Origin of the sequence: Moellerella wisconsensis (assembly GCF_022592395.1) — a bacterium.
GTDB classification, from domain to species: domain Bacteria; phylum Pseudomonadota; class Gammaproteobacteria; order Enterobacterales; family Enterobacteriaceae; genus Moellerella; species Moellerella wisconsensis.
This window is the reverse complement of sequence record NZ_CP093242.1, coordinates 985932-1004714: the sequence shown is the minus strand read 5'-3', so window position 1 is coordinate 1004714 and position 18783 is coordinate 985932. Positions and strand designations below refer to the sequence as shown.

Genomic DNA, 18783 nt, shown 5'->3' with positions numbered 1-18783 from the left:
TTAAATCGACATAGGCATTTTAGCCGGGTCTGGGTATTGATATTCAAATCCCAATTGTTTACAGATCCGGCTGCCATCAATCACTTTTCCGTGAGAATTATCCGTAGCTATAAATTCTGGAGGTACTAACTGTAAATTACGGGCTGCTTGCTGATAAAATGTCGCTTTATCCGGATGCTCTGGCGCACACAAATTATAAATATGCCCACCATTAGGTCGTTTAATTAATAATCGAATTGCATCAATAACATCATCCTGATGAACTAAATTAATCGGTTGAGCCCCTCCAGTGAGCGCTTTTTTTCCGGCTAAAAAACGTCCTGCATGGCGTTTATTGCCGACCAATCCAGCTAAACGTAGAATATCAATCGATACATTAGGTAACTGATGTAACCAACGTTCAACCTCAACTAATGCACGGGCAGATTCCGTCTCTGGCGACAATGGTGCATCCTCGTTAATTAGCCCGTTAATGCTGCCATAAACCGAGGTGGAGCTAATAAACATGATTCTAGGTACATGATAAGAAAGCGCACTATCTACCAATTGCTGAATTGCTTCAATATAATTAGACGCACCTATTTTAGAGGGGGGCAACATGATTAATAAAATATCGGTATCTTGCATTAACTGTGCTAAATCATCTGACGCGCACTCGACTGCCGGTGTTAAATTAAGATAATAACACTCAATTCCGCTATTTCTAGCCGCGTCGATACCGTCTGGTGTGACCTTACTACCAACCACTTGCAAGCCATCGCTGACCAGCGCATTGGCTAAAGGAAGTCCTAACCAACCTAAACCGATAATTGAAATTTTTTTCATCTTATCCTCCCCCTACTATTTATGAACCGCATATTATGAACCGCATGGCTTTTTATGAGCTACATGACTATCGCAAATTTTTATACTTTGCACCATTTTAAACTTTCATTAAGTAAAAGAAATTATAATTCCCTATAAAACAATAGAATAAAAATATTATTGGTTATTTTGAAAAAAAGGAGTTGCTTTCTAGTCGTTAAATCGGCTAGCTTTAATGCAACGGCATTATTTAATCAAAATATATTTAATGCGATCTTAATCGCTAGAAAATTAAAGAGAATATTATGAACTGCATTCAAATCAACCATCATCACCATCACCCTGACTAGTCTTTCAGGCGATGAGTGCTGGAAGACGGTTTAACGGCCTTCCGGTGGATTGAGTGCAAAGAAAACCCTCGGAAGATTATCTTCCGAGGGTTTTTTTATTATACCAACAAATTAAATACAGACAGGCAGGGTAAATATTATGTTAGATAAATCACGTTTAAGAATTGCAATTCAAAAATCAGGCCGTTTAAGTGATGAATCACGAGAATTATTATCACGTTGTGGGATCAAAATTAATTTGCAGCAACAACGCCTAATTGCCTACGCAGAAAATATGCCGATTGATTTACTGCGTGTACGTGATGATGATATTCCGGGTCTAGTGATGGATGGCGTAGTTGACCTCGGTATTATTGGTGAAAATGTACTGGAAGAAGAACTACTTAATCGCCGCTCGCAGGGTGAAAACCCTCGTTACTCTACTTTACGTCGCTTAGATTTTGGCGCTTGTCGTTTATCTTTGGCTGCACCTTTAGATTTTACTTATAGTGGTCCTGAATGTTTTAACGGGGCACGTATCGCGACCTCTTACCCTCACTTATTAAAACGTTATTTTGATCAACAAGGTCTAAGTGTTAAATCGTGCTTGCTTAATGGTTCCGTCGAGGTCGCGCCACGTGCCGGCTTAGCCGATGCTATCTGTGATTTAGTCTCAACTGGCGCAACATTAGAAGCCAATGGCTTAAAAGAAGTCGAAGTCATTTATCGTTCTAAAGCCTGCTTGATCCAGCGTGATGGTGAAATGCCAGCCGAAAAACAACAACTTATTGACCGTTTAATGACCCGTATTCAAGGAGTTATTCAGGCGCGAGAATCAAAATATATTATGCTGCACGCACCGAGCGAATGCCTCGAAGAAATCATTGCACTATTACCAGGTGCCGAACGTCCGACTATTTTGCCATTAGCCGGTGACAGAAATCGGGTAGCGATGCACATGGTCAGTAGTGAAACTCTGTTCTGGGAAACTATGGAGAAACTTAAGTCTCTAGGAGCAAGCTCTATTCTGGTGTTACCGATTGAGAAAATGATGGAGTAATGGCATGCAAAAGGGTTTTAATCAATTGATTCGCTGGGCTGAATGCAGCCCCCAAGAACAGCGCGACCTATTAACGCGCCCCGCAATGGCTGCGTCAGAAACCATTGCTACCGCGGTAACTCAAATTTTAGAGTCAGTAAAATCTCGCGGTGATGATGCTCTGTATGAGTTTAGTCAACGCTTTGATAAAACAACAATTAACAATATCAAAGTGAGCGAAGATAGTATCAAGCAAGCAGCGAACCGTTTAGGGGATAAAATTAAAAATGCTATCACCCAAGCGACCGATAATATTCGCCAATTCCATTTAGCTCAGCAACCTTCGGTGATCACCGTAGAAACTCAGCCAGGTGTAGTTTGCCAACAAATTACTCGCCCAATTGATTCTGTAGGTTTATATATTCCGGGCGGCTCAGCACCATTATTATCAACGGTGATGATGCTGGGGATCCCTGCAAATATTGCCGGCTGTCGTAAGATTGTACTCTGCTCTCCTCCCCCAATCGCAGACGAAATTTTGTATGCAGCCTCGCAATGTGGTATTCGTGATATTTTTCAAATTGGTGGCGCACAAGCTATAGCAGCAATGGCTTTTGGAACTCAATCCGTTCCATCTGTCGATAAAATCTTTGGACCAGGTAATGCTTATGTTACCGAAGCCAAGCGTCAAGTCAGCCAAACAATTGACGGTGCCGCGATAGATATGCCGGCAGGGCCATCAGAAGTATTAATTATTGCCGATGAACGGGCAAATCCAGCCTTTACTGCTGCTGATTTACTATCTCAAGCGGAACATGGGCCGGATTCACAAGTAATACTATTGACCACCGATGAACAAATGGCGCGACAAGTTATTGCTCAGACTGAACAACAGCTGGCTCAGCTTTCTCGTGCTGATATCGCCAGACAAGCGTTAGATTCGAGCCGAGTAATTATTGCTGATTCCTTAGCTCAATGTGTTGAAATCAGTAATCGCTATGGTCCAGAGCACTTGATTATCCAAACTCGCGATCCTGATGAACTTGTACCTGCTATTACTAGCGCTGGGTCGATTTTTCTCGGAGATTGGTCACCTGAATCTGCCGGTGATTATGCCTCTGGCACCAACCATGTGCTACCGACTTATGGCTATACCTCGACTTATTCAAGTTTAGGTTTAGCTGATTTCATGAAGCGCATGACGGTACAAAAGCTAACCCCACAAGGGTTATTAGGATTAGCAGGCACCATTGAGATACTGGCACAAGCGGAGCAATTGACCGCTCACAAAAATGCGGTTTCTTTACGTGTCGCCGTACTTAATGATAGCGAGGAATAAGCCATGAGTCAGAAATTTAATGCCGCCCAACTGGCCCGCAATAATGTCAAACAAATGACTCCATACCAATCTGCTCGGCGTTTGGGCGGTAAAGGCGACGTTTGGCTGAACGCTAATGAATATCCGCTAGCCCCTGATTTTTCATTTAATAAAAAAGTCCTCAATCGCTATCCTGAATGCCAGCCAGCCGAAGTTATCGAAAATTATGCAAAATACAGCCGGCTTGCACCAGAACAGATACTGGTCTGTCGCGGTGCTGATGAATCAATTGAATTATTAATCCGCGCTTTTTGTGAACCAGGAAAAGATGCGGTAATGTTTTGCCCACCTACTTATGGAATGTATAGCGTCAGCGCCGAAACCTATGGTGTGGCACAAAAAAAAATCCCCAGCTTGTCCAATTGGCAGCTAGACCTCGAATCTATCCGTGCTAATTTAGCCGATGTAAAACTAATTTATGTGTGTAGCCCCAATAATCCTACTGGCAATATTATTGATAATGCCGCATTAAAGCAGGTTTTAGAGCTGGCAGCAGGACGGGCGTTAGTGGTGGTTGATGAAGCCTATATTGAGTTTTGCCCTGACTACAGTGTCAGCCAATGGATGGATCAATATCCGCATCTAGTTATTTTACGTACTTTATCAAAAGCCTTTGCCCTTGCTGGATTACGCTGTGGATTTACCTTAGCCGCCCCCGAAATCATTGAAATTCTATTAAAAGTAATTGCGCCCTATCCATTATCCACACCAGTTGCTGACATTGCTGCCCAAGCATTAAGCGCCGAAGGTATCGCATTAATGCAACGCCGAGTTGCAGAAATTCGAGCCAGCCGTGAAGGATTATCCGAGGCTTTACGCCAATTAAGCGTAGTCGAGGAAGTTTATCCCAGCGAAACCAATTATATTTTGGTGCGTTTTACTGATAGTAAAAGTGTATTTCGTAACTTGTGGGAACAAGGGATTATTTTAAGAGACCAAAGCAGTCAAGCAGGATTGGCCGGTTGTCTACGCATCACTATCGGCAGTCAAACTGAAAATTTACGCGTTATCGAAGCTATCTCGGCCTTTGCTGAAAATTGCCAGATTATGGAGACACCATGAGCCAGAAAATCCTTTTTATTGATCGCGATGGTACTTTAATTAGTGAACCACCGGTTGATTTTCAAGTCGATAGACTCGATAAACTCGCTTTTGAAACTGGCGTTATTCCAGCATTACTGGCGTTACAAAAAGCCGGTTATCAGCTGGTCATGGTCACCAATCAAGATGGTTTAGGCACAGAGAGCTTTCCGCTGCAAGATTTTGAACCACCCCATAATCTCATGATGCAGGTGTTTAATTCGCAAGGAATAATCTTTGACGATGTACTCATTTGTCCACACAAGCCCGAGGATAATTGCCCCTGCCGCAAGCCTAAATTAGCCATGGTCAACGGTTATCTGGAGCAAGGCAAGCTAGATACAGCCAACAGCTATGTTATCGGGGATAGAAAAACTGATATTCAATTAGCGGAAAATATGGGTATCGATGGTATTTTATATTCAGCTGAATCAATGGATTGGGCCACAATTACCGAGATGCTAACCAAACGCGACCGTTATGCCAGCGTCAAGCGCGTCACTAAAGAAACCGCTATCCGTGTCAATGTTTGGCTAGATCGAGAAGGTGGGAGCACCATTAATACTGGGATTGGCTTCTTTGACCATATGCTCGACCAAATCGCTACTCATGGTGGCTTCCGGTTGGATATCGATGTGCAAGGTGACTTAATTATTGATGATCACCATTCGGTCGAGGATACGGGGCTGGCATTAGGTGAAGCGCTACGTGTAGCATTAGGCGATAAACGAGGCATTGCCCGCTTTGGCTTTATGCTGCCGATGGATGAATGTTTAGCACGCTGCGCATTAGATATTTCTGGCCGTCCTCACCTTGAATATAAAGCAGAATTTAAATATCAGCGTGTTGGCGATCTTAGTACCGAAATGATCGAGCACTTTTTTAGCTCACTCTCTTATGCGATGGGATGTACTTTACATCTCAAAACTAAAGGCAAAAATGATCACCATAAAGCAGAAAGTTTGTTCAAAGTTTTTGGTCGAACATTGCGCCAAGCTATCCGCGTAGAAGGCGATACGCTCCCTAGCTCTAAAGGAGTCCTATGATGAAAGTAGTCATCTTAGATACAGGCTGCGCTAATTTGGCCTCGGTAAATTATGCGGTGAAACGATTAGGCTATCAAGCAGAAGTCAGCCGCGATACCAATACCATTCTAACCGCGGATAAAATCTTTCTTCCCGGTGTGGGAACAGCAAGTGCAGCGATGCAAAATCTGCAACAGCGTAATTTGATCCCGCTGATCAAAAGCTTAACGCAGCCGGTGCTGGGGATCTGCCTCGGTATGCAATTATTAGGCATGCTCAGCGAAGAAGGCAATAATGCCCAAGATATCAGCGAAATCCCCTTGCTCGGGTTAATCGATAGCAAAGTTTCTAAGCTTGAAACTCATGGCTTACCCGTTCCGCATTCAGGATGGGATCAAGTCAAACCTTTAGCAGGCCAGTCACTGTTCAAAGGTATTGATGACGATGCTTATTTCTATTTTGTCCACAGCTACGCCATGCCAATTTCAAAATATACGCTGGCAGAAACTGAATATGGCCACCGCTTCAGCAGTGCAATTGGTATGGACAACTTTTTTGGCGTCCAATTTCACCCTGAGCGTTCAGGCGCTGCCGGAGCTCGCTTGATTAAAAACTTTCTGGAGATGTAATTGCCATGATTATTCCTGCACTCGATTTAATCGACGGTAACGTCGTTAGGCTACATCAAGGTGACTATCAACAGCAGCGTGACTACGGTAATGAGCCACTCACACGCCTACAAGATTATGAAAAGCAAGGGGCTAAATTATTGCATTTAGTCGATTTAACCGGCGCTAAAGATCCACAAAAACGACAAATAAGCTTGTTAAAAACACTGTTAGCGGGCGTCTCCGTTCCGGTACAAATCGGTGGTGGTATCCGTACTGAAGACGATGTAAAAGCCTTACTTGATGCCGGAGCTAGCCGCGTAGTTATCGGCTCTACCGCAGTGAAAGAGCCTGAAATGGTCAAATCATGGCTACAACGTTACGGCGGAAATGCGATTGTTTTAGCTCTTGATGTACGAATTAATCCACAAGGGGTTAAACAAGTAGCTATCAGCGGCTGGCAAGAAAACTCTAATGCAACATTAGAGCAAATTATCGATATTTTTCGCCCGGCGGGCTTGCGTCATGTTCTGTGTACCGATATCTCAAAAGATGGCACATTAAGCGGTTCTAACGTCGAGTTATATCGTGAAATTAGTCAAAAATACCCGGATATCACCTTTCAGGCATCGGGCGGTATCGGCGATTTAAATGATATCGCGCAACTCCCGGCTTCGGGTGCTGCGGGTGTCATTGTTGGACGCGCATTATTAGAAGGTAAATTCACCGTTTCGGAGGCTATCGCATGTTGGCAAAACGCATAATTCCTTGTTTAGATGTCCGTGACGGCCAAGTGGTCAAAGGAGTACAATTTCGGAATCACGAAATTATTGGCGATATCGTGCCATTAGCACAACGCTATGCCCAAGAAGGCGCCGATGAACTGGTTTTTTATGATATTACCGCCTCATCCGATGGCAGAGTGGTCGATAAAAGTTGGGTCGCTAAAGTCGCCGAAGTCATCGATATTCCGTTCTGTGTCGCGGGAGGAATTAAAACCGTCGAGGAAGCCGGGCAGATCCTTTCATTTGGCGCTGATAAAATATCGATTAACTCGCCAGCACTGAGCGCCCCGTCACTAATCAGCCGCTTAGCCGATCGCTATGGTGTTCAATGCATTGTGGTCGGTGTTGATACTTGGTTCGATGAATCAACCGCTAACTATCAAGTTTATCAATTTACCGGCGATGAAAAACGCACCCAACAAACCCAATGGAAAACGATTGATTGGGTCAAAGAAGTCCAACAACGCGGCGCAGGCGAAATCGTATTAAATATGATGAATCAAGATGGAGTACGCCAAGGATACGATTTAGCTCAGCTCAAAAAAGTTCGAGCCGTATGTAAAGTGCCACTGATTGCTTCCGGCGGTGCCGGTGAAATGTCGCACTTTTTAGACGCCTTCACTATCGCTGGCGTTGATGGCGCATTAGCGGCTTCAGTATTTCATAAACAGATTATTAATATTGGCGAGCTCAAAAGATATCTTGCTGATCAAGGAGTGGAAATCAGATTATGTTAACAAATCAACAAATTGACCAACTAGACTGGGAAAAAGTAGACAATCTGATGCCCGTAATAGTGCAGCACGCTATCTCTGGTGATGTTTTAATGCTCGGCTATATGAATAATGACGCGCTAAAAACCACTCTAGAAAGCCAAAAAGTCACTTTTTATTCTCGGACTAAACAGCGTTTATGGACTAAAGGCGAAACTTCGGGAAATTTCCTCAATCTAGTGGATATATTTACTGATTGCGATAACGACAGTTTATTAGTTTTAGCGCAGCCTATCGGACCAACCTGTCATAATGGGACTGAAAGCTGTTTTAATCCAGCTCAAAGCCAATGGGGTTTCCTGTATGAATTAGAAAACCTGTTGAAATCACGTAAAACGGCGTCCCCTGAAAGCTCATATACAGCCCAATTATATGCCAGTGGTACTAAGCGTATTGCGCAAAAAGTCGGAGAAGAAGGCGTAGAAACCGCATTGGCCGCGACGGTTAATGACCGAGAGGAACTGACTAATGAAGCTGCCGATTTAATCTATCACTTGCTAGTTTTACTGCAAGATCAAGACTTAGACCTATCCGCAGTTATCAACTGTTTGAAACAACGCCATTAATTACTCTGAGCTCTAATGCGGCTTATTCATCATCGTTGAATAGGCTGCTCAGGTTAATGTAGTCTCTTCCTTGTGGCTGATTTTGCTCATTTATTGTATTAAATAGAGTAAACTTGGTACCATCATGCGATTGATGATTAATCAGCCAGAAGGAATTTATTTTGTTAGAAACCGATATTTTTATCCAATTAACTGAACTATTAACCCAGCATCAGGCCAAATTCCGAGTTGTCGAGCATCCCTCCGCCGGCAAATCTGTCGATGTAGCGAAAATCAGAGGCACTCAGCTGGGACAAGGGGCGAAAGGATTGGTCTGTCATGTTAAAGGCAATGGCGTACGCCAGCATGTCTTGGCGGTATTACCCGCCGATAAACAAGCCGACTTACAGAGAATAGCCGCCGCTATCGGGGGGACTCGCGCCTCACTGGCCAGCCCCAAAGAAGTGTCAGAACTGACACACTGTGTTTTTGGTGCTATTCCTCCCTTCAGTTTTCACTCTGATTTGATGCTCATTGCCGATCCTTTATTATTTGAACGCTTTGATGAATTAGCCTTCAATGCCGCCAGTTTAGAGCGCTCAATTATTCTTAATACTATGGATTATCAACGAGTTGCTAATCCGCGTATGGTTAATTTCATTCGAACAGAATCTGAATAAATAAAAACAATACCAAAGTGAATAATTAAATATCACCTTATCTCAGCAATTAAATAATCTTGTGCTAAGCTTAATATACCCTATTGCTGTTTTTAGGGTTACCGATGTCAGTATTGATTCATGTAATAGTTTAAACACCATTAATCTATTGAAAAAAGGTTTATTGCTTAATATTTTATTAATTAATAACTAAGGAAAGAAAATGGGATTATTTGAGAAAGCAGAAGATAAATCAAAAGAAGCCGTAGGTACTTCGCAACAAAAATTTGGTCAAGCTGTTGATTCGCCAGAACATGAAGCCAAAGGTGCAGTTAAAAAATATACCGCACAAGGTTGTGATATTTTGCACGATAGCGTGGATACAATAAAAGCTAATCCAGTTGCCACTGTGGCTGTTGCTGCGGGCATCGGGTTTGTGTTTGGTTATCTGTTAGGCAAAAAATAACCGTATTCGCTTGAGTCGATTGATTGAGTCTTGCGGTAAAATCATTTATAGCAGCAAGATTGTTAATTAATAGGCTATTATTTCTAGACTAAAGATTATGAGCCTGATAGATATCAAAAAGGGAGCTGAAAAAATCAGCCCCCTTTTTCTATTAACTGTCATTATTACCAATTCAAAGGATAAAAACTCGAGTTAATCAATCTAAATTACACAATTAATGATAACGCAAATCACTCCATCCACTCAGTGTGGAATACGCCGTCTTTATCAGTACGTTTATAAGTGTGTGCACCAAAATAGTCACGCTGAGCCTGGATAAGGTTCGCCGGCAATACCGCAGCGCGATAGCTATCATAATAAGAAATAGCTGCAGAGAATGTTGGCGTAGGAATACCATTTTGGATACCGTAACAAACCACATCACGCAGTGCCTGCTGATATTCATCAGCAATTTGCTTAAAGTATGGCGCTAACATTAAGTTAGCTAAAGCCGCGTTATCATCATAAGCGTCAGTGATTTTTTGCAGGAACTGAGCGCGAATAATACAACCTGCACGGAAAATTTTCGCAATTTCACCGTAATTTAATGTCCAGTTATACTCATCTGAAGCCGCTTTTAATTGCTGGAAGCCCTGAGCATAAGAAACGATTTTGCCTAAATACAGTGCACGACGAATTTTTTCGATAAATTCTTGCTGATTAGCAGAAATCGTTGTTACTTCTGGGCCAGTCAATACTTTAGATGCCGCTACACGCTGATCTTTTAAGAAAGACAAATAACGAGCAAAAACAGATTCAGTAATCAGTGTCAGTGGAATGCCTAAATCAAGCGCACTTTGGCTGGTCCATTTGCCGGTGCCTTTGTTGGCAGCTTCATCAAGAATTACATCAACTAAATAGTTACCTTCTGGATCTTTTTTACGGAAGATATCCGCAGTGATTTCGATGAGGTAGCTGCTCAGTTCGCCTTTATTCCACTCTGTAAAGGTATCTGCCAATTGTTCATTAGTCAGGTTTAATGAGTTTTTCAGCAATGAATAGGCTTCAGCGATAAGTTGCATATCACCGTATTCAATTCCGTTATGCACCATTTTAACATAATGGCCCGCACCATCAGCACCAATGTAAGCGACACAAGGTTCACCATCTGCTTTAGCTGCAATTTCTTTTAGAATTGGAGCAACTAACTCATATGCCTCTTTTTGTCCGCCCGGCATAATTGAAGGGCCTTTTAATGCCCCTTCTTCACCGCCAGAAACACCCGTACCAATAAAGTTAAAACCTTGTGCTGACAATTCTCGGTTACGACGGATGGTATCTTTAAAGAAAGTATTACCACCATCGATAAGAATATCGCCTTTATCTAAATGAGGTGTCAGAGAGGCAATTGTTTTATCGGTAGCTTCACCCGCTTTTACCATCAACAGAATACGGCGCGGTTTTTCCAGCGAATCAACAAATTCTTCAATGGTATAATTAGGAACCAGCTTTTTACCTGGATTTTCCGCAATAACTTCATCTGTTTTTTCTTTGGAACGGTTGAAAATAGAGACGGAATAGCCACGGCTTTCAATATTTAAGGCAAGGTTGCGCCCCATTACTGCCATACCGACAACGCCAATCTGTTGCTTTGACATGAAAAAACTCCTGTCTGATTCTAATCAATCCAGCTAGAAAAGCTGGCATTCTGTTAACATGATCACATGTTAACTCAGTCTTCCGCTCGGTGGTAGTTATTGATGCAATCGTTATCCTAAACATAACATTTTTTATTATAAATAGGCTGAATGGGTAATTTTCTATTGAAATTTTAATCAACAATCCTCATTATTCCTCTGGCGGCATATGCCGTTATATCTAAAGGTAAAATAAACTGTATGGAATGGATCGCTGATCCGACGATTTGGGCTGGACTGGCAACCCTTATCGTTCTAGAAATCGTTCTAGGGATCGATAACCTCGTTTTTATTGCCATTCTGGCCGATAAACTTCCGCAAAAAATGCGCGATAGAGCACGTATTACTGGCCTGCTGTGCGCGCTAGTCATGCGAGTGATATTGCTGTTTAGCTTATCTTGGCTCATTACACTGACCCAACCGCTCATTATCTTATTTGAGCATCCTTTCAGTGCCCGTGACCTCATCATGCTTATCGGTGGTTTATTTTTACTGTTTAAAGCCACAATGGAGCTAAATGAACGGCTGGAAGGGGCTGATGAACATGGTAATGGGCAACGGAAAACCTCTAATTTTTGGGCGGTAGTCGCGCAGATTGTAGTCCTCGATGCGGTATTTTCTCTCGACTCTGTAATTACGGCCGTTGGGATGGTTGACCATGTCGGGGTTATGGTAGCGGCGGTCATTATTGCAATGGCATTGATGATCCTCGCTAGCAAGCCATTAACCGCATTTGTTAATGCTCACCCGACGATTGTTATTCTGTGCTTAAGCTTCCTATTAATGATAGGTTTCAGCTTAGTTGCAGAAGGTTTTGGCTACGGAATACCTAAAGGCTATCTGTATGCCGCGATTGGTTTCTCTATCTTAATCGAAATATTAAATCAGCTCGCACAATTTAACCGCCGTAAATTTTTGGTCGGTGCACGCCCATTGCGTGAACGTACCGCTGAAGCTGTTTTACGTATTTTAAGTGGGAAACACGAATCGGCAGAACTAGACCCTCGCACCTCTGACCTTATCGCAGACAATACCGATGTCTTCGATCCGCAGGAACGTCAGATGATTGCTCGAGTGCTTGGTATGGCGCAACGTAACGTTGAAAGTATCATGACTTCTCGCCATGATGTTGATTATGTTGACATAAACAAACCATCAAGTGAATTACTTTTACTGTTAGAAAAAAACTCACATTCTCGTCTAGTTGTTATTGATGGAGAGGTAAGTGATGAACCAGTGGGGGTAATTCAAGTTATTGATTTGGTGAAACAACAACTGAATGGTGAGCAACTAAATCTGAAGGCTTTGATTTCACAACCATTAATCTTCCCCGAAGGTTTATCCTTATTGAAAGCCTTAGAACAGTTCCGCAAAGCTCATACTCATTTTGCTTTTGTAGTTGATGAATTTGGCTCTGTTGAAGGGGTGGTCACACTGACCGACGTAATGGAAACTATCGCGGGCAATTTGCCGGTAGGCATGGAAGAAAATGATTCTCGCCATGATATTCAACAGTTAGAACATGGTCGTTGGGTTGCCAATGGTTTTATGCCACTTGAAGACTTAATTGCTTATATTCCAATGACGCTGGATGATAAACGGGAATATGAAACTATTGCCGGTTTATTAATGGAACATTTACAACGCGTTCCACAAGTTGGTGAACAGATCATGATTAATAACTGCCTATTTGAACCTTTAGAAGTTATTAATCACCGAATTAATAAAGTGCTGATCACACCGCAAAATACCTCTGATGATGAAGAAGAGTATGAATAATTAAACGACTAAATTAGGCCTGTACGATAGATAATATCGGCCACCTCAAAAGTTAATTAGTCTGTTCGTTCCTCAACAAAAATAGCCGCTTAAAATCAAGCGGCTATTTTTTATCTCTGTACAGCAATAAATAATTTACCTGAGTCTTTAGTTCACTGCGCTATGGCTATAAAGCCTGGTTTTTGCTTGGTTTAGCTATAGCTGATATCTAAAGTGATATCGGCTAATTTAAAACGCATTTAATAAATTATTCAATTGCTGTTGTTCTTCTTTCTTCAACCAGTTACCAATAGCTTGTTTAGCTTGTATTTTCAACTCATCACGTACTAATCTTTCTACATTCAATTGATACTGCAAATTAACCCATGAGCCATAAATTCGCAGCGGGATACTGATTGATTGTAATTGTTGAATAAAACGTAAATCGCCTCCCCAGCCTTTCGTAATCTGTACACCAAGGTTAACATCCAGCGTTTCAGACGGAAGATTCAACCAACCATTACCGGTAATGACCACTAATTCAGAAGTTGCCTTCAGTGCCGAAAGATTAAAACGACCTTTATTTAATTGTCCATTCGCCGTTAATTGCTGAACTTGAGTCACATTGCCACTATCTGCCGGTGCATTAATCTTATTAGTGACGCGAGATAATGACTGCTGGATCAACACAGGAATATTCAAGCCACTCAACTGGGCATTACGTAGCAACAGAGCTGCATTACCCTGCCAGAGGTTTTTTATCGCGTTAGCATCATAACCTGGTCCCGAGAAATCACCTTTAACGGTTAAAACACCGCTTAATTTTTTTGGTAACTCAAACGCCGCCAACAGTGGAGTTAAATTTACATTCTCAAAATCCGGCTGCGCCTTAACTATGGCAGGAGTTTGGGCATAATTTAATTCAACCGGTAGCATAAAGGTTCCACCAAATGCTTCACCACTCAATTGTGATACTGTTAACGTTGGCGCCTGATTAACCGCGTTAAATATAACGTTATTAACCACCATCCCGCGATAGGTCAGCGTTTTGATAGTCGCGTGTGTCTGCGCAGTAAAGTTGGCTAAAGCAGATAAATTATATTTTTCTTTCCGGGTACCTGAAATAACCGGTTTTACTCCGACGCGAGTAGCACTGCTACTATTTAATGAGTTTTCCGATACACTCGCTTCATTTTTTTTAGTCGTTTGAGCGCCATCATTATTCATGGCAATCCCTGTACCAAATAGTGAATCTAAATTGAGTGTAGATGAGGATAATTTCAGTTTAAAATCTGGGATATCGTCCAAGGTTGCAGCCAAGTGTCCATTAAGATCACTGTCATTGGCGGTTATCATCAGCGTATCTAAATTTAATCTGGCTGGCGAAGTATTCAAATATTCAACGTTAGCACTGATTTTCCCGCTAATTCCTGCTTCAGGTAAATCAACGCCAGTAAGTTGATAATCAATCTGTGAAATTTGCCCAGTAATCTGCTGTGATAATTGTGATAAATCGATTCCAGCTTTAGCATCAAAGCTAAGTTCTTGCTGGTTTTTATTCAAATTACCACTGAAAGCAATGCTCAATTGTTTATTGGCACTTTTCTTCAATAATAGATTGATATTGCGTAGATTAAATTCGTCTTTTTCTGTCTGCCATATAATCAAGCTGTTAGATATCTCAACTTTTTCAATATCTAATAACCACTGATTTGACGATGCTTGATTAGGTGTAGTTTTTATTCCACTGGGAGCAATAGGCTCTTTACTGACGATATTATGGGGTTGGCTTTCTGGTGTATGACGAACAACAGCACCATCAAGAACGATCTGCTCAACCGCTAAGTGGTGTGAAATCAATGGCCATAACTCGACATCCAAGCGCATATTTTCAGCACTAATCGCAGGTTGGGTTGCACCTTCGGCAGTTAATGAAACCGGACCAGTAATAATGCTCAAAGTTGGCCAGACATGCCAACGCATATCTCCTTGAAAAGCCAATTGATAACCACTTTTTTGAGCTACTTTTTCAACTAAATAATGGCGAAAATCATTCGGATTAACTAACATCACTAATGCAGTTAAACCGACAACAATCACCACCAATAAAATAACCAGTGTCGTTAATAACCGTTTCATCAATTCCCTCTCTTTTACAGTATTCACGCCATACTTTTTAACTTTACTGAACAGCATTCAGTAAAGTTAAGACAAAACAGCCACCCTCAACTATTTTAATCGACTATTCAAATTACAAGCGATTAACCGCGCGCGGAAAATCATCGATTATAATTGACTATATTTATAGCAATTTATCATTGTAGCGACTTATTACTATATTTATAGCATCATATTTATAGCGTCTATAACGACCTACGGTAAATTATAGTTATAAATACCTTTAAATCTAGCGAGTCATGCTGCTTAATTTAATCCCTTTAATTGATAATAGATAAATATCGATTACGGATAAACTAAAGCCTGTTGTATAGCGACGTGACTTACAATCAAATAAATCGCGCGATGCTGCCCATATCCCTGAAAACTTGATGGATTATCATAAGCGTTCGACTAAACGATTAATCATCAATATCGATGATAATCGGCAAAATGCCGATCATATTATTATGCGTTTAGTCTTGGCTAATCCGACTGCCTACTGCGCCTTGCTGATTTTTATATTTGGCATCTTGACGACTATTATAAGGGCGATCTGCCGATCCTGAGAGCGGCTCAAAACTTAACGCCCCAATCACCATACCTGGTCTTAAGGCCAACGGCAATTTACCCGAGTTATAAAACTCTAATACAATTTGCCCGCACCAGCCGGGATCGATACGGTGTGCGGTAACATGTACCATCAAACCTAAGCGGGCTAATGATGAACGACCATCAAGCCAGCCCACTAGATTATCCGGTAAAGTGACTGATTCTAATGTAACCGCCAAAGCTAACTCACCCGGGTGTAAGAAAAATGCCTCACCGTCAGGTAATACAATCTCATCACTCATTACCCGATCAAGCGCTGAATTCACTTGATCTTTAGGTCCACTAAGGTCAATAAATGCGGCTGTATGGCCACGGAAAACACGAAACTGATTGCCCAAACGAACATCTGCCGTTGCTCCGCTTATCCGTTCGATAGGCGGTCTTGGGTCAATGACTAATTTTCCATCATCAAGCCACTGTATAATGTCTCGGTCACAAAGACGCATAATTTTTCTCCCTTACGTGGATAAGAAATACCACTAATCTGGTATAACTACTGACAAAATTCGCCAATTTTCGCTTTCAAAATATCAATAGCCACACGGTTTTTCCCTCCGCGAGGCACAATAATATCGGCATATTGCTTCGATGGCTCAATAAATTGCAAGAACATTGGACGGACCGTTTTATTATATTGCTCAATAACAGAATTCAGTGTCCGACCACGCTCATTAACATCGCGCTTAATTCGACGCATTAAACAGATATCTAACGGCGTATCGACAAAAATGGAAAAATCTAATTCTTCTCGTAAACGCTTATCTGTTAATAACAGAATACCTTCAATAATAATAACTTTTTTTGGTCTGAAATTTATAGTTTGAGGTTTGCGGGTGTGTTCGACATAATCATATTGAGGGAGTTCAATGGGTTGCCCAGACTTGAGCGTTTTAATATGCTGATAGAGCAAACTATGATCCATTGAATTAGGATGATCATAATTTACTTTTAAACGTTCTTCCATCGACACATCGGATTGATCTTTATAATAGCAATCTTCTGCAATCACGCCGATATTATGATCACCGACCTTTTCTCTTAATTCTCTATATAAGGTATTCGAGATAAGGCTTTTGCCCGATGCAGAAGCGCCCGATATACCTACAATGGTACAGTGATGTGCTGTGTCAGTCATGATAATTGGTAACCTGGTTTAATATAATGACAAAGAAATGCATAACATAAAAAATGTTATAATTGGCGGAATTATAGGAGGTTCTGGCGCGCTATTCCAGCACCATCAGGAATTGTCTTATAAAAAATGTAATTAACTCTATCAAAGAGCATCAGATAAACAATAAAATACACGCTGGTCATAGTCCTAGAAATACTAGCGCTGTATTAAAACCGAAAAGAATGACCTTGCGAGATTACACGGACGAAAGATCATATTTTGATTATAATGTTTTGCGCCCTTCTAATGCTGCAATCCGATTTTCTATACTAGGGTGTGTAGAAAACACTGAATCCCCTTTATTAAAAATATAGGCCGCTTTACGGTAAGCTTGCCCAGTACTTTGATGTTCATACTGGTTTGTTTCATGCTGTCCCGAAATTTTACGTAATGCACTAATCATTGCCTGATTATCCTGCGTTAATTCAACCGCAGCGGCATCTGCCATATATTCACGGGTTCGTGAGAGATAAAAATAAAGTATTTGAGTTATCCAAGGTAACAGGAAGTTTAAGAGCATTAATAAAGCACGTGCTTTATTCGCGGCATCATTGCGCCCTCGCCCAGAAAAGCCAATAAATAACTGACTGAATATATTGGTTACCGTCAAAATAACATTGGCTAATATTCCAACATATAGCGTTAATTTGGAATCGCCGTGAATAATATGTCCAACTTCATGGGCTAATACTGCTTGCACCTCTTGTCTATTTAGGTTTTCCAGTAATCCTCGCGTTACACCAACTAACGCATTCTGTGCGGACCAACCGGCTGCAAATGCATTGGGTTCATCAGTATCCAAAATATAAAGACGCGGAATATAGCCTAATGATGCACTTAAACTCAGCTCTTCGATAATATTACACAGTTGGCGTTCCTGAGGATTTAATTCACCGTCAGGGGATAACTGTTTAGCATTCATGCCTGCCAACATCAGCTTATGTCCCCGATAATGAATATAAATCAATCCTATAAGCGTTAATCCCAAAATAATAAAAGTCGCAACAGGTGTTTGTGCCAACGTAACAAATGCCCACATATTCATTGCAAAGTCTAAATAGGGATCAGGGTGGGTTGCGGTATCTGCCAATAATCCCACCAATAACATGATGACGATATAGCTTATGATAACCAGCTTAGTACGAAAATTATTTTTCCGAATAACTTCTCTGAAATCCATTTTTCTACCTGTTGCTTACTTTTAATTAATCGAAATTAATGCGACGAGATTCTTCAGCTTTAATCGTCGATTCGTCTAAACGCCAATAATCTTTATCAATCTTTAATGCTGGGAACATTTTAACGATAAATAATGCCGGCATTGAAGCAATATAGGCGCGATATTTTTCTAATGAGCTGTTATAGCCGCGTTTAGCAAAGGATAATTTATTCTCTGTTGATACAATTTCTTCCTGTAAATTGGCCATAATAGCATCAGACTTCAGCTCTGGATAAGCCTCAACTGCAACATTAATGGCACCGCTTGATACCATTTTAGACAATTCATCTTCTGCAGCTTTAGCCTCTGATGGTGCTACTGCACTCTTAGCTTGAGTCCGTAATTCAGTAATTTTAGTAAATACTTCGGATTCATGGCTCAGGTATTTTTTAACGGTCGCTAATAAACTATCGAAGACCTTACCCCGGCGATCTAATTGTACTGAAATTTCTGTTTCACTGGAGATTACGGCTTCGCGCATAGCCACAATGCGGTTATAAAAATAGAAAACTGCAATCGCTATCACGATGATTAAAATCAAAAACTTCATAATTATCCTTAATGACTCTTAACTCAGAAAATGAAATAAGCAGATTATTTCAGTACCAGACTATTTAGTACCATTCTACTGTATATCTACAATGAAGATATAGGAATTTAACTTAAGATATAGGTTAAAAGCTGGTTAAAATACGC

The 18783-nt window shown here is 41.2% G+C and carries 18 protein-coding genes and 1 other annotated feature; of the genes, 11 read left to right on the top strand and 7 right to left on the bottom strand.

Annotation, left to right across the window (positions count from 1 at the left end):
* Entirely contained in the window at positions 1-825 is an 825-nt protein-coding gene (locus MNY66_RS04340; protein WP_047256843.1) for an SDR family oxidoreductase, read from the bottom strand.
* A gap of 304 nt (positions 826-1129) precedes the next feature.
* Positions 1130-1253, top strand: a sequence feature (His leader region).
* A gap of 40 nt (positions 1254-1293) precedes the next feature.
* On the opposite strand from MNY66_RS04340, the gene hisG reads away from it, so the two are divergent.
* The 10 genes from hisG (at position 1294) to MNY66_RS04290 (ending at position 9491) form a co-directional block, all read left to right on the top strand.
* The gene (hisG, locus tag MNY66_RS04335) at positions 1294-2193 is read left to right on the top strand and encodes an ATP phosphoribosyltransferase (protein WP_047256842.1); all 900 of its coding nucleotides are present in this window, start codon (positions 1294-1296) and stop codon (positions 2191-2193) included.
* A gap of 4 nt (positions 2194-2197) precedes the next feature.
* Positions 2198-3511: a histidinol dehydrogenase gene (gene hisD, locus MNY66_RS04330; protein ID WP_053908971.1), complete on the top strand. Its 1314-nt coding sequence runs from the start codon at positions 2198-2200 to the stop codon at positions 3509-3511.
* Between the two features lie 3 nt (positions 3512-3514).
* Positions 3515-4612, top strand: a complete 1098-nt coding sequence (gene hisC, locus MNY66_RS04325; protein WP_241501492.1) for a histidinol-phosphate transaminase — start codon at positions 3515-3517, stop codon at positions 4610-4612.
* Positions 4609-5676: a bifunctional histidinol-phosphatase/imidazoleglycerol-phosphate dehydratase HisB gene (hisB, locus tag MNY66_RS04320; RefSeq protein ID WP_241501491.1), complete on the top strand. Its 1068-nt coding sequence runs from the start codon at positions 4609-4611 to the stop codon at positions 5674-5676. The genes hisC and hisB overlap by 4 nt, the downstream gene beginning before the upstream one ends.
* Positions 5676-6284, top strand: a complete 609-nt coding sequence (gene hisH / locus MNY66_RS04315) for an imidazole glycerol phosphate synthase subunit HisH (protein ID WP_053908974.1) — start codon at positions 5676-5678, stop codon at positions 6282-6284. Before hisB ends, hisH begins: the two co-directional genes overlap by 1 nt.
* A 5-nt stretch (positions 6285-6289) precedes the next feature.
* Complete coding sequence (hisA, locus tag MNY66_RS04310; RefSeq protein WP_241501490.1) at positions 6290-7027, top strand: 1-(5-phosphoribosyl)-5-[(5-phosphoribosylamino)methylideneamino]imidazole-4-carboxamide isomerase; 738 nt, start codon at positions 6290-6292, stop codon at positions 7025-7027.
* Positions 7009-7785, top strand: a complete 777-nt coding sequence (gene hisF / locus MNY66_RS04305; protein ID WP_241501489.1) for an imidazole glycerol phosphate synthase subunit HisF — start codon at positions 7009-7011, stop codon at positions 7783-7785. Before hisA ends, hisF begins: the two co-directional genes overlap by 19 nt.
* Positions 7779-8387, top strand: a complete 609-nt coding sequence (gene hisIE, locus MNY66_RS04300; protein WP_047256835.1) for a bifunctional phosphoribosyl-AMP cyclohydrolase/phosphoribosyl-ATP diphosphatase HisIE — start codon at positions 7779-7781, stop codon at positions 8385-8387. Before hisF ends, hisIE begins: the two co-directional genes overlap by 7 nt.
* 161 nt (positions 8388-8548) lie before the next feature.
* The gene (locus MNY66_RS04295; RefSeq protein ID WP_241501488.1) at positions 8549-9046 is read left to right on the top strand and encodes a YbaK/prolyl-tRNA synthetase associated domain-containing protein; all 498 of its coding nucleotides are present in this window, start codon (positions 8549-8551) and stop codon (positions 9044-9046) included.
* A gap of 202 nt (positions 9047-9248) precedes the next feature.
* A complete protein-coding gene (locus tag MNY66_RS04290; RefSeq protein ID WP_047256833.1) occupies positions 9249-9491 on the top strand; it encodes an ElaB/YgaM/YqjD family protein in 243 nt (80 codons plus the stop codon).
* A gap of 230 nt (positions 9492-9721) precedes the next feature.
* Here MNY66_RS04290 and gndA read toward each other — a convergent pair whose 3' ends face one another.
* Positions 9722-11128 carry an NADP-dependent phosphogluconate dehydrogenase gene (gndA, locus tag MNY66_RS04285; RefSeq protein ID WP_047256832.1) on the bottom strand — a complete coding sequence of 469 codons (1407 nt, stop codon included), beginning with the start codon at positions 11126-11128 and terminating at the stop codon, positions 9722-9724.
* Positions 11129-11368: 240 nt separating this feature from the next.
* Here gndA and MNY66_RS04280 point away from each other — a divergent pair, with 240 nt between their 5' ends.
* Positions 11369-12946: a TerC family protein gene (locus MNY66_RS04280; protein WP_241501487.1), complete on the top strand. Its 1578-nt coding sequence runs from the start codon at positions 11369-11371 to the stop codon at positions 12944-12946.
* 228 nt (positions 12947-13174) lie between these two features.
* On the opposite strand, the gene asmA is transcribed toward MNY66_RS04280, so the two are convergent.
* From asmA to MNY66_RS04255, 5 genes are all read right to left on the bottom strand, one after another.
* A complete protein-coding gene (asmA, locus tag MNY66_RS04275) occupies positions 13175-15064 on the bottom strand; it encodes an outer membrane assembly protein AsmA (protein WP_241501486.1) in 1890 nt (629 codons plus the stop codon).
* Positions 15065-15558: 494 nt separating this feature from the next.
* On the bottom strand, positions 15559-16140 hold the full coding sequence (gene dcd / locus MNY66_RS04270) for a dCTP deaminase (RefSeq protein ID WP_047256829.1): 582 nt from the start codon (positions 16138-16140) through the stop codon (positions 15559-15561).
* 47 nt (positions 16141-16187) lie between these two features.
* Positions 16188-16829, bottom strand: a complete 642-nt coding sequence (udk, locus tag MNY66_RS04265; RefSeq protein WP_047256828.1) for a uridine kinase — start codon at positions 16827-16829, stop codon at positions 16188-16190.
* Between the two features lie 262 nt (positions 16830-17091).
* The gene (gene htpX / locus MNY66_RS04260; RefSeq protein WP_047256827.1) at positions 17092-18048 is read right to left on the bottom strand and encodes a zinc metalloprotease HtpX; all 957 of its coding nucleotides are present in this window, start codon (positions 18046-18048) and stop codon (positions 17092-17094) included.
* Between the two features lie 25 nt (positions 18049-18073).
* Entirely contained in the window at positions 18074-18637 is a 564-nt protein-coding gene (locus MNY66_RS04255) for a LemA family protein (RefSeq protein ID WP_047256826.1), read from the bottom strand.
* Positions 18638-18783: the final 146 nt, after the last annotated feature.

What these genes read in the sequence shown, in the direction of transcription:
- hisH (WP_053908974.1), top strand. Translation starts at nt 5,676, where the DNA reads ATGAAAGTAGTCATCTTAGATACAGGCTGCGCTAATTTGGCCTCGGTA.
- MNY66_RS04255 (WP_047256826.1), bottom strand. Translation starts at nt 18,637, where the DNA reads ATGAAGTTTTTGATTTTAATCATCGTGATAGCGATTGCAGTTTTCTAT.
- MNY66_RS04340 (WP_047256843.1), bottom strand. Translation starts at nt 825, where the DNA reads ATGAAAAAAATTTCAATTATCGGTTTAGGTTGGTTAGGACTTCCTTTA.
- hisB (WP_241501491.1), top strand. Translation starts at nt 4,609, where the DNA reads ATGAGCCAGAAAATCCTTTTTATTGATCGCGATGGTACTTTAATTAGT.
- hisG (WP_047256842.1), top strand. Translation starts at nt 1,294, where the DNA reads ATGTTAGATAAATCACGTTTAAGAATTGCAATTCAAAAATCAGGCCGT.
- hisIE (WP_047256835.1), top strand. Translation starts at nt 7,779, where the DNA reads ATGTTAACAAATCAACAAATTGACCAACTAGACTGGGAAAAAGTAGAC.
- gndA (WP_047256832.1), bottom strand. Translation starts at nt 11,128, where the DNA reads ATGTCAAAGCAACAGATTGGCGTTGTCGGTATGGCAGTAATGGGGCGC.
- hisA (WP_241501490.1), top strand. Translation starts at nt 6,290, where the DNA reads ATGATTATTCCTGCACTCGATTTAATCGACGGTAACGTCGTTAGGCTA.
- udk (WP_047256828.1), bottom strand. Translation starts at nt 16,829, where the DNA reads ATGACTGACACAGCACATCACTGTACCATTGTAGGTATATCGGGCGCT.
- asmA (WP_241501486.1), bottom strand. Translation starts at nt 15,064, where the DNA reads ATGAAACGGTTATTAACGACACTGGTTATTTTATTGGTGGTGATTGTT.
- hisF (WP_241501489.1), top strand. Translation starts at nt 7,009, where the DNA reads ATGTTGGCAAAACGCATAATTCCTTGTTTAGATGTCCGTGACGGCCAA.
- htpX (WP_047256827.1), bottom strand. Translation starts at nt 18,048, where the DNA reads ATGGATTTCAGAGAAGTTATTCGGAAAAATAATTTTCGTACTAAGCTG.
- MNY66_RS04290 (WP_047256833.1), top strand. Translation starts at nt 9,249, where the DNA reads ATGGGATTATTTGAGAAAGCAGAAGATAAATCAAAAGAAGCCGTAGGT.
- MNY66_RS04280 (WP_241501487.1), top strand. Translation starts at nt 11,369, where the DNA reads ATGGAATGGATCGCTGATCCGACGATTTGGGCTGGACTGGCAACCCTT.
- dcd (WP_047256829.1), bottom strand. Translation starts at nt 16,140, where the DNA reads ATGCGTCTTTGTGACCGAGACATTATACAGTGGCTTGATGATGGAAAA.
- hisD (WP_053908971.1), top strand. Translation starts at nt 2,198, where the DNA reads ATGCAAAAGGGTTTTAATCAATTGATTCGCTGGGCTGAATGCAGCCCC.
- hisC (WP_241501492.1), top strand. Translation starts at nt 3,515, where the DNA reads ATGAGTCAGAAATTTAATGCCGCCCAACTGGCCCGCAATAATGTCAAA.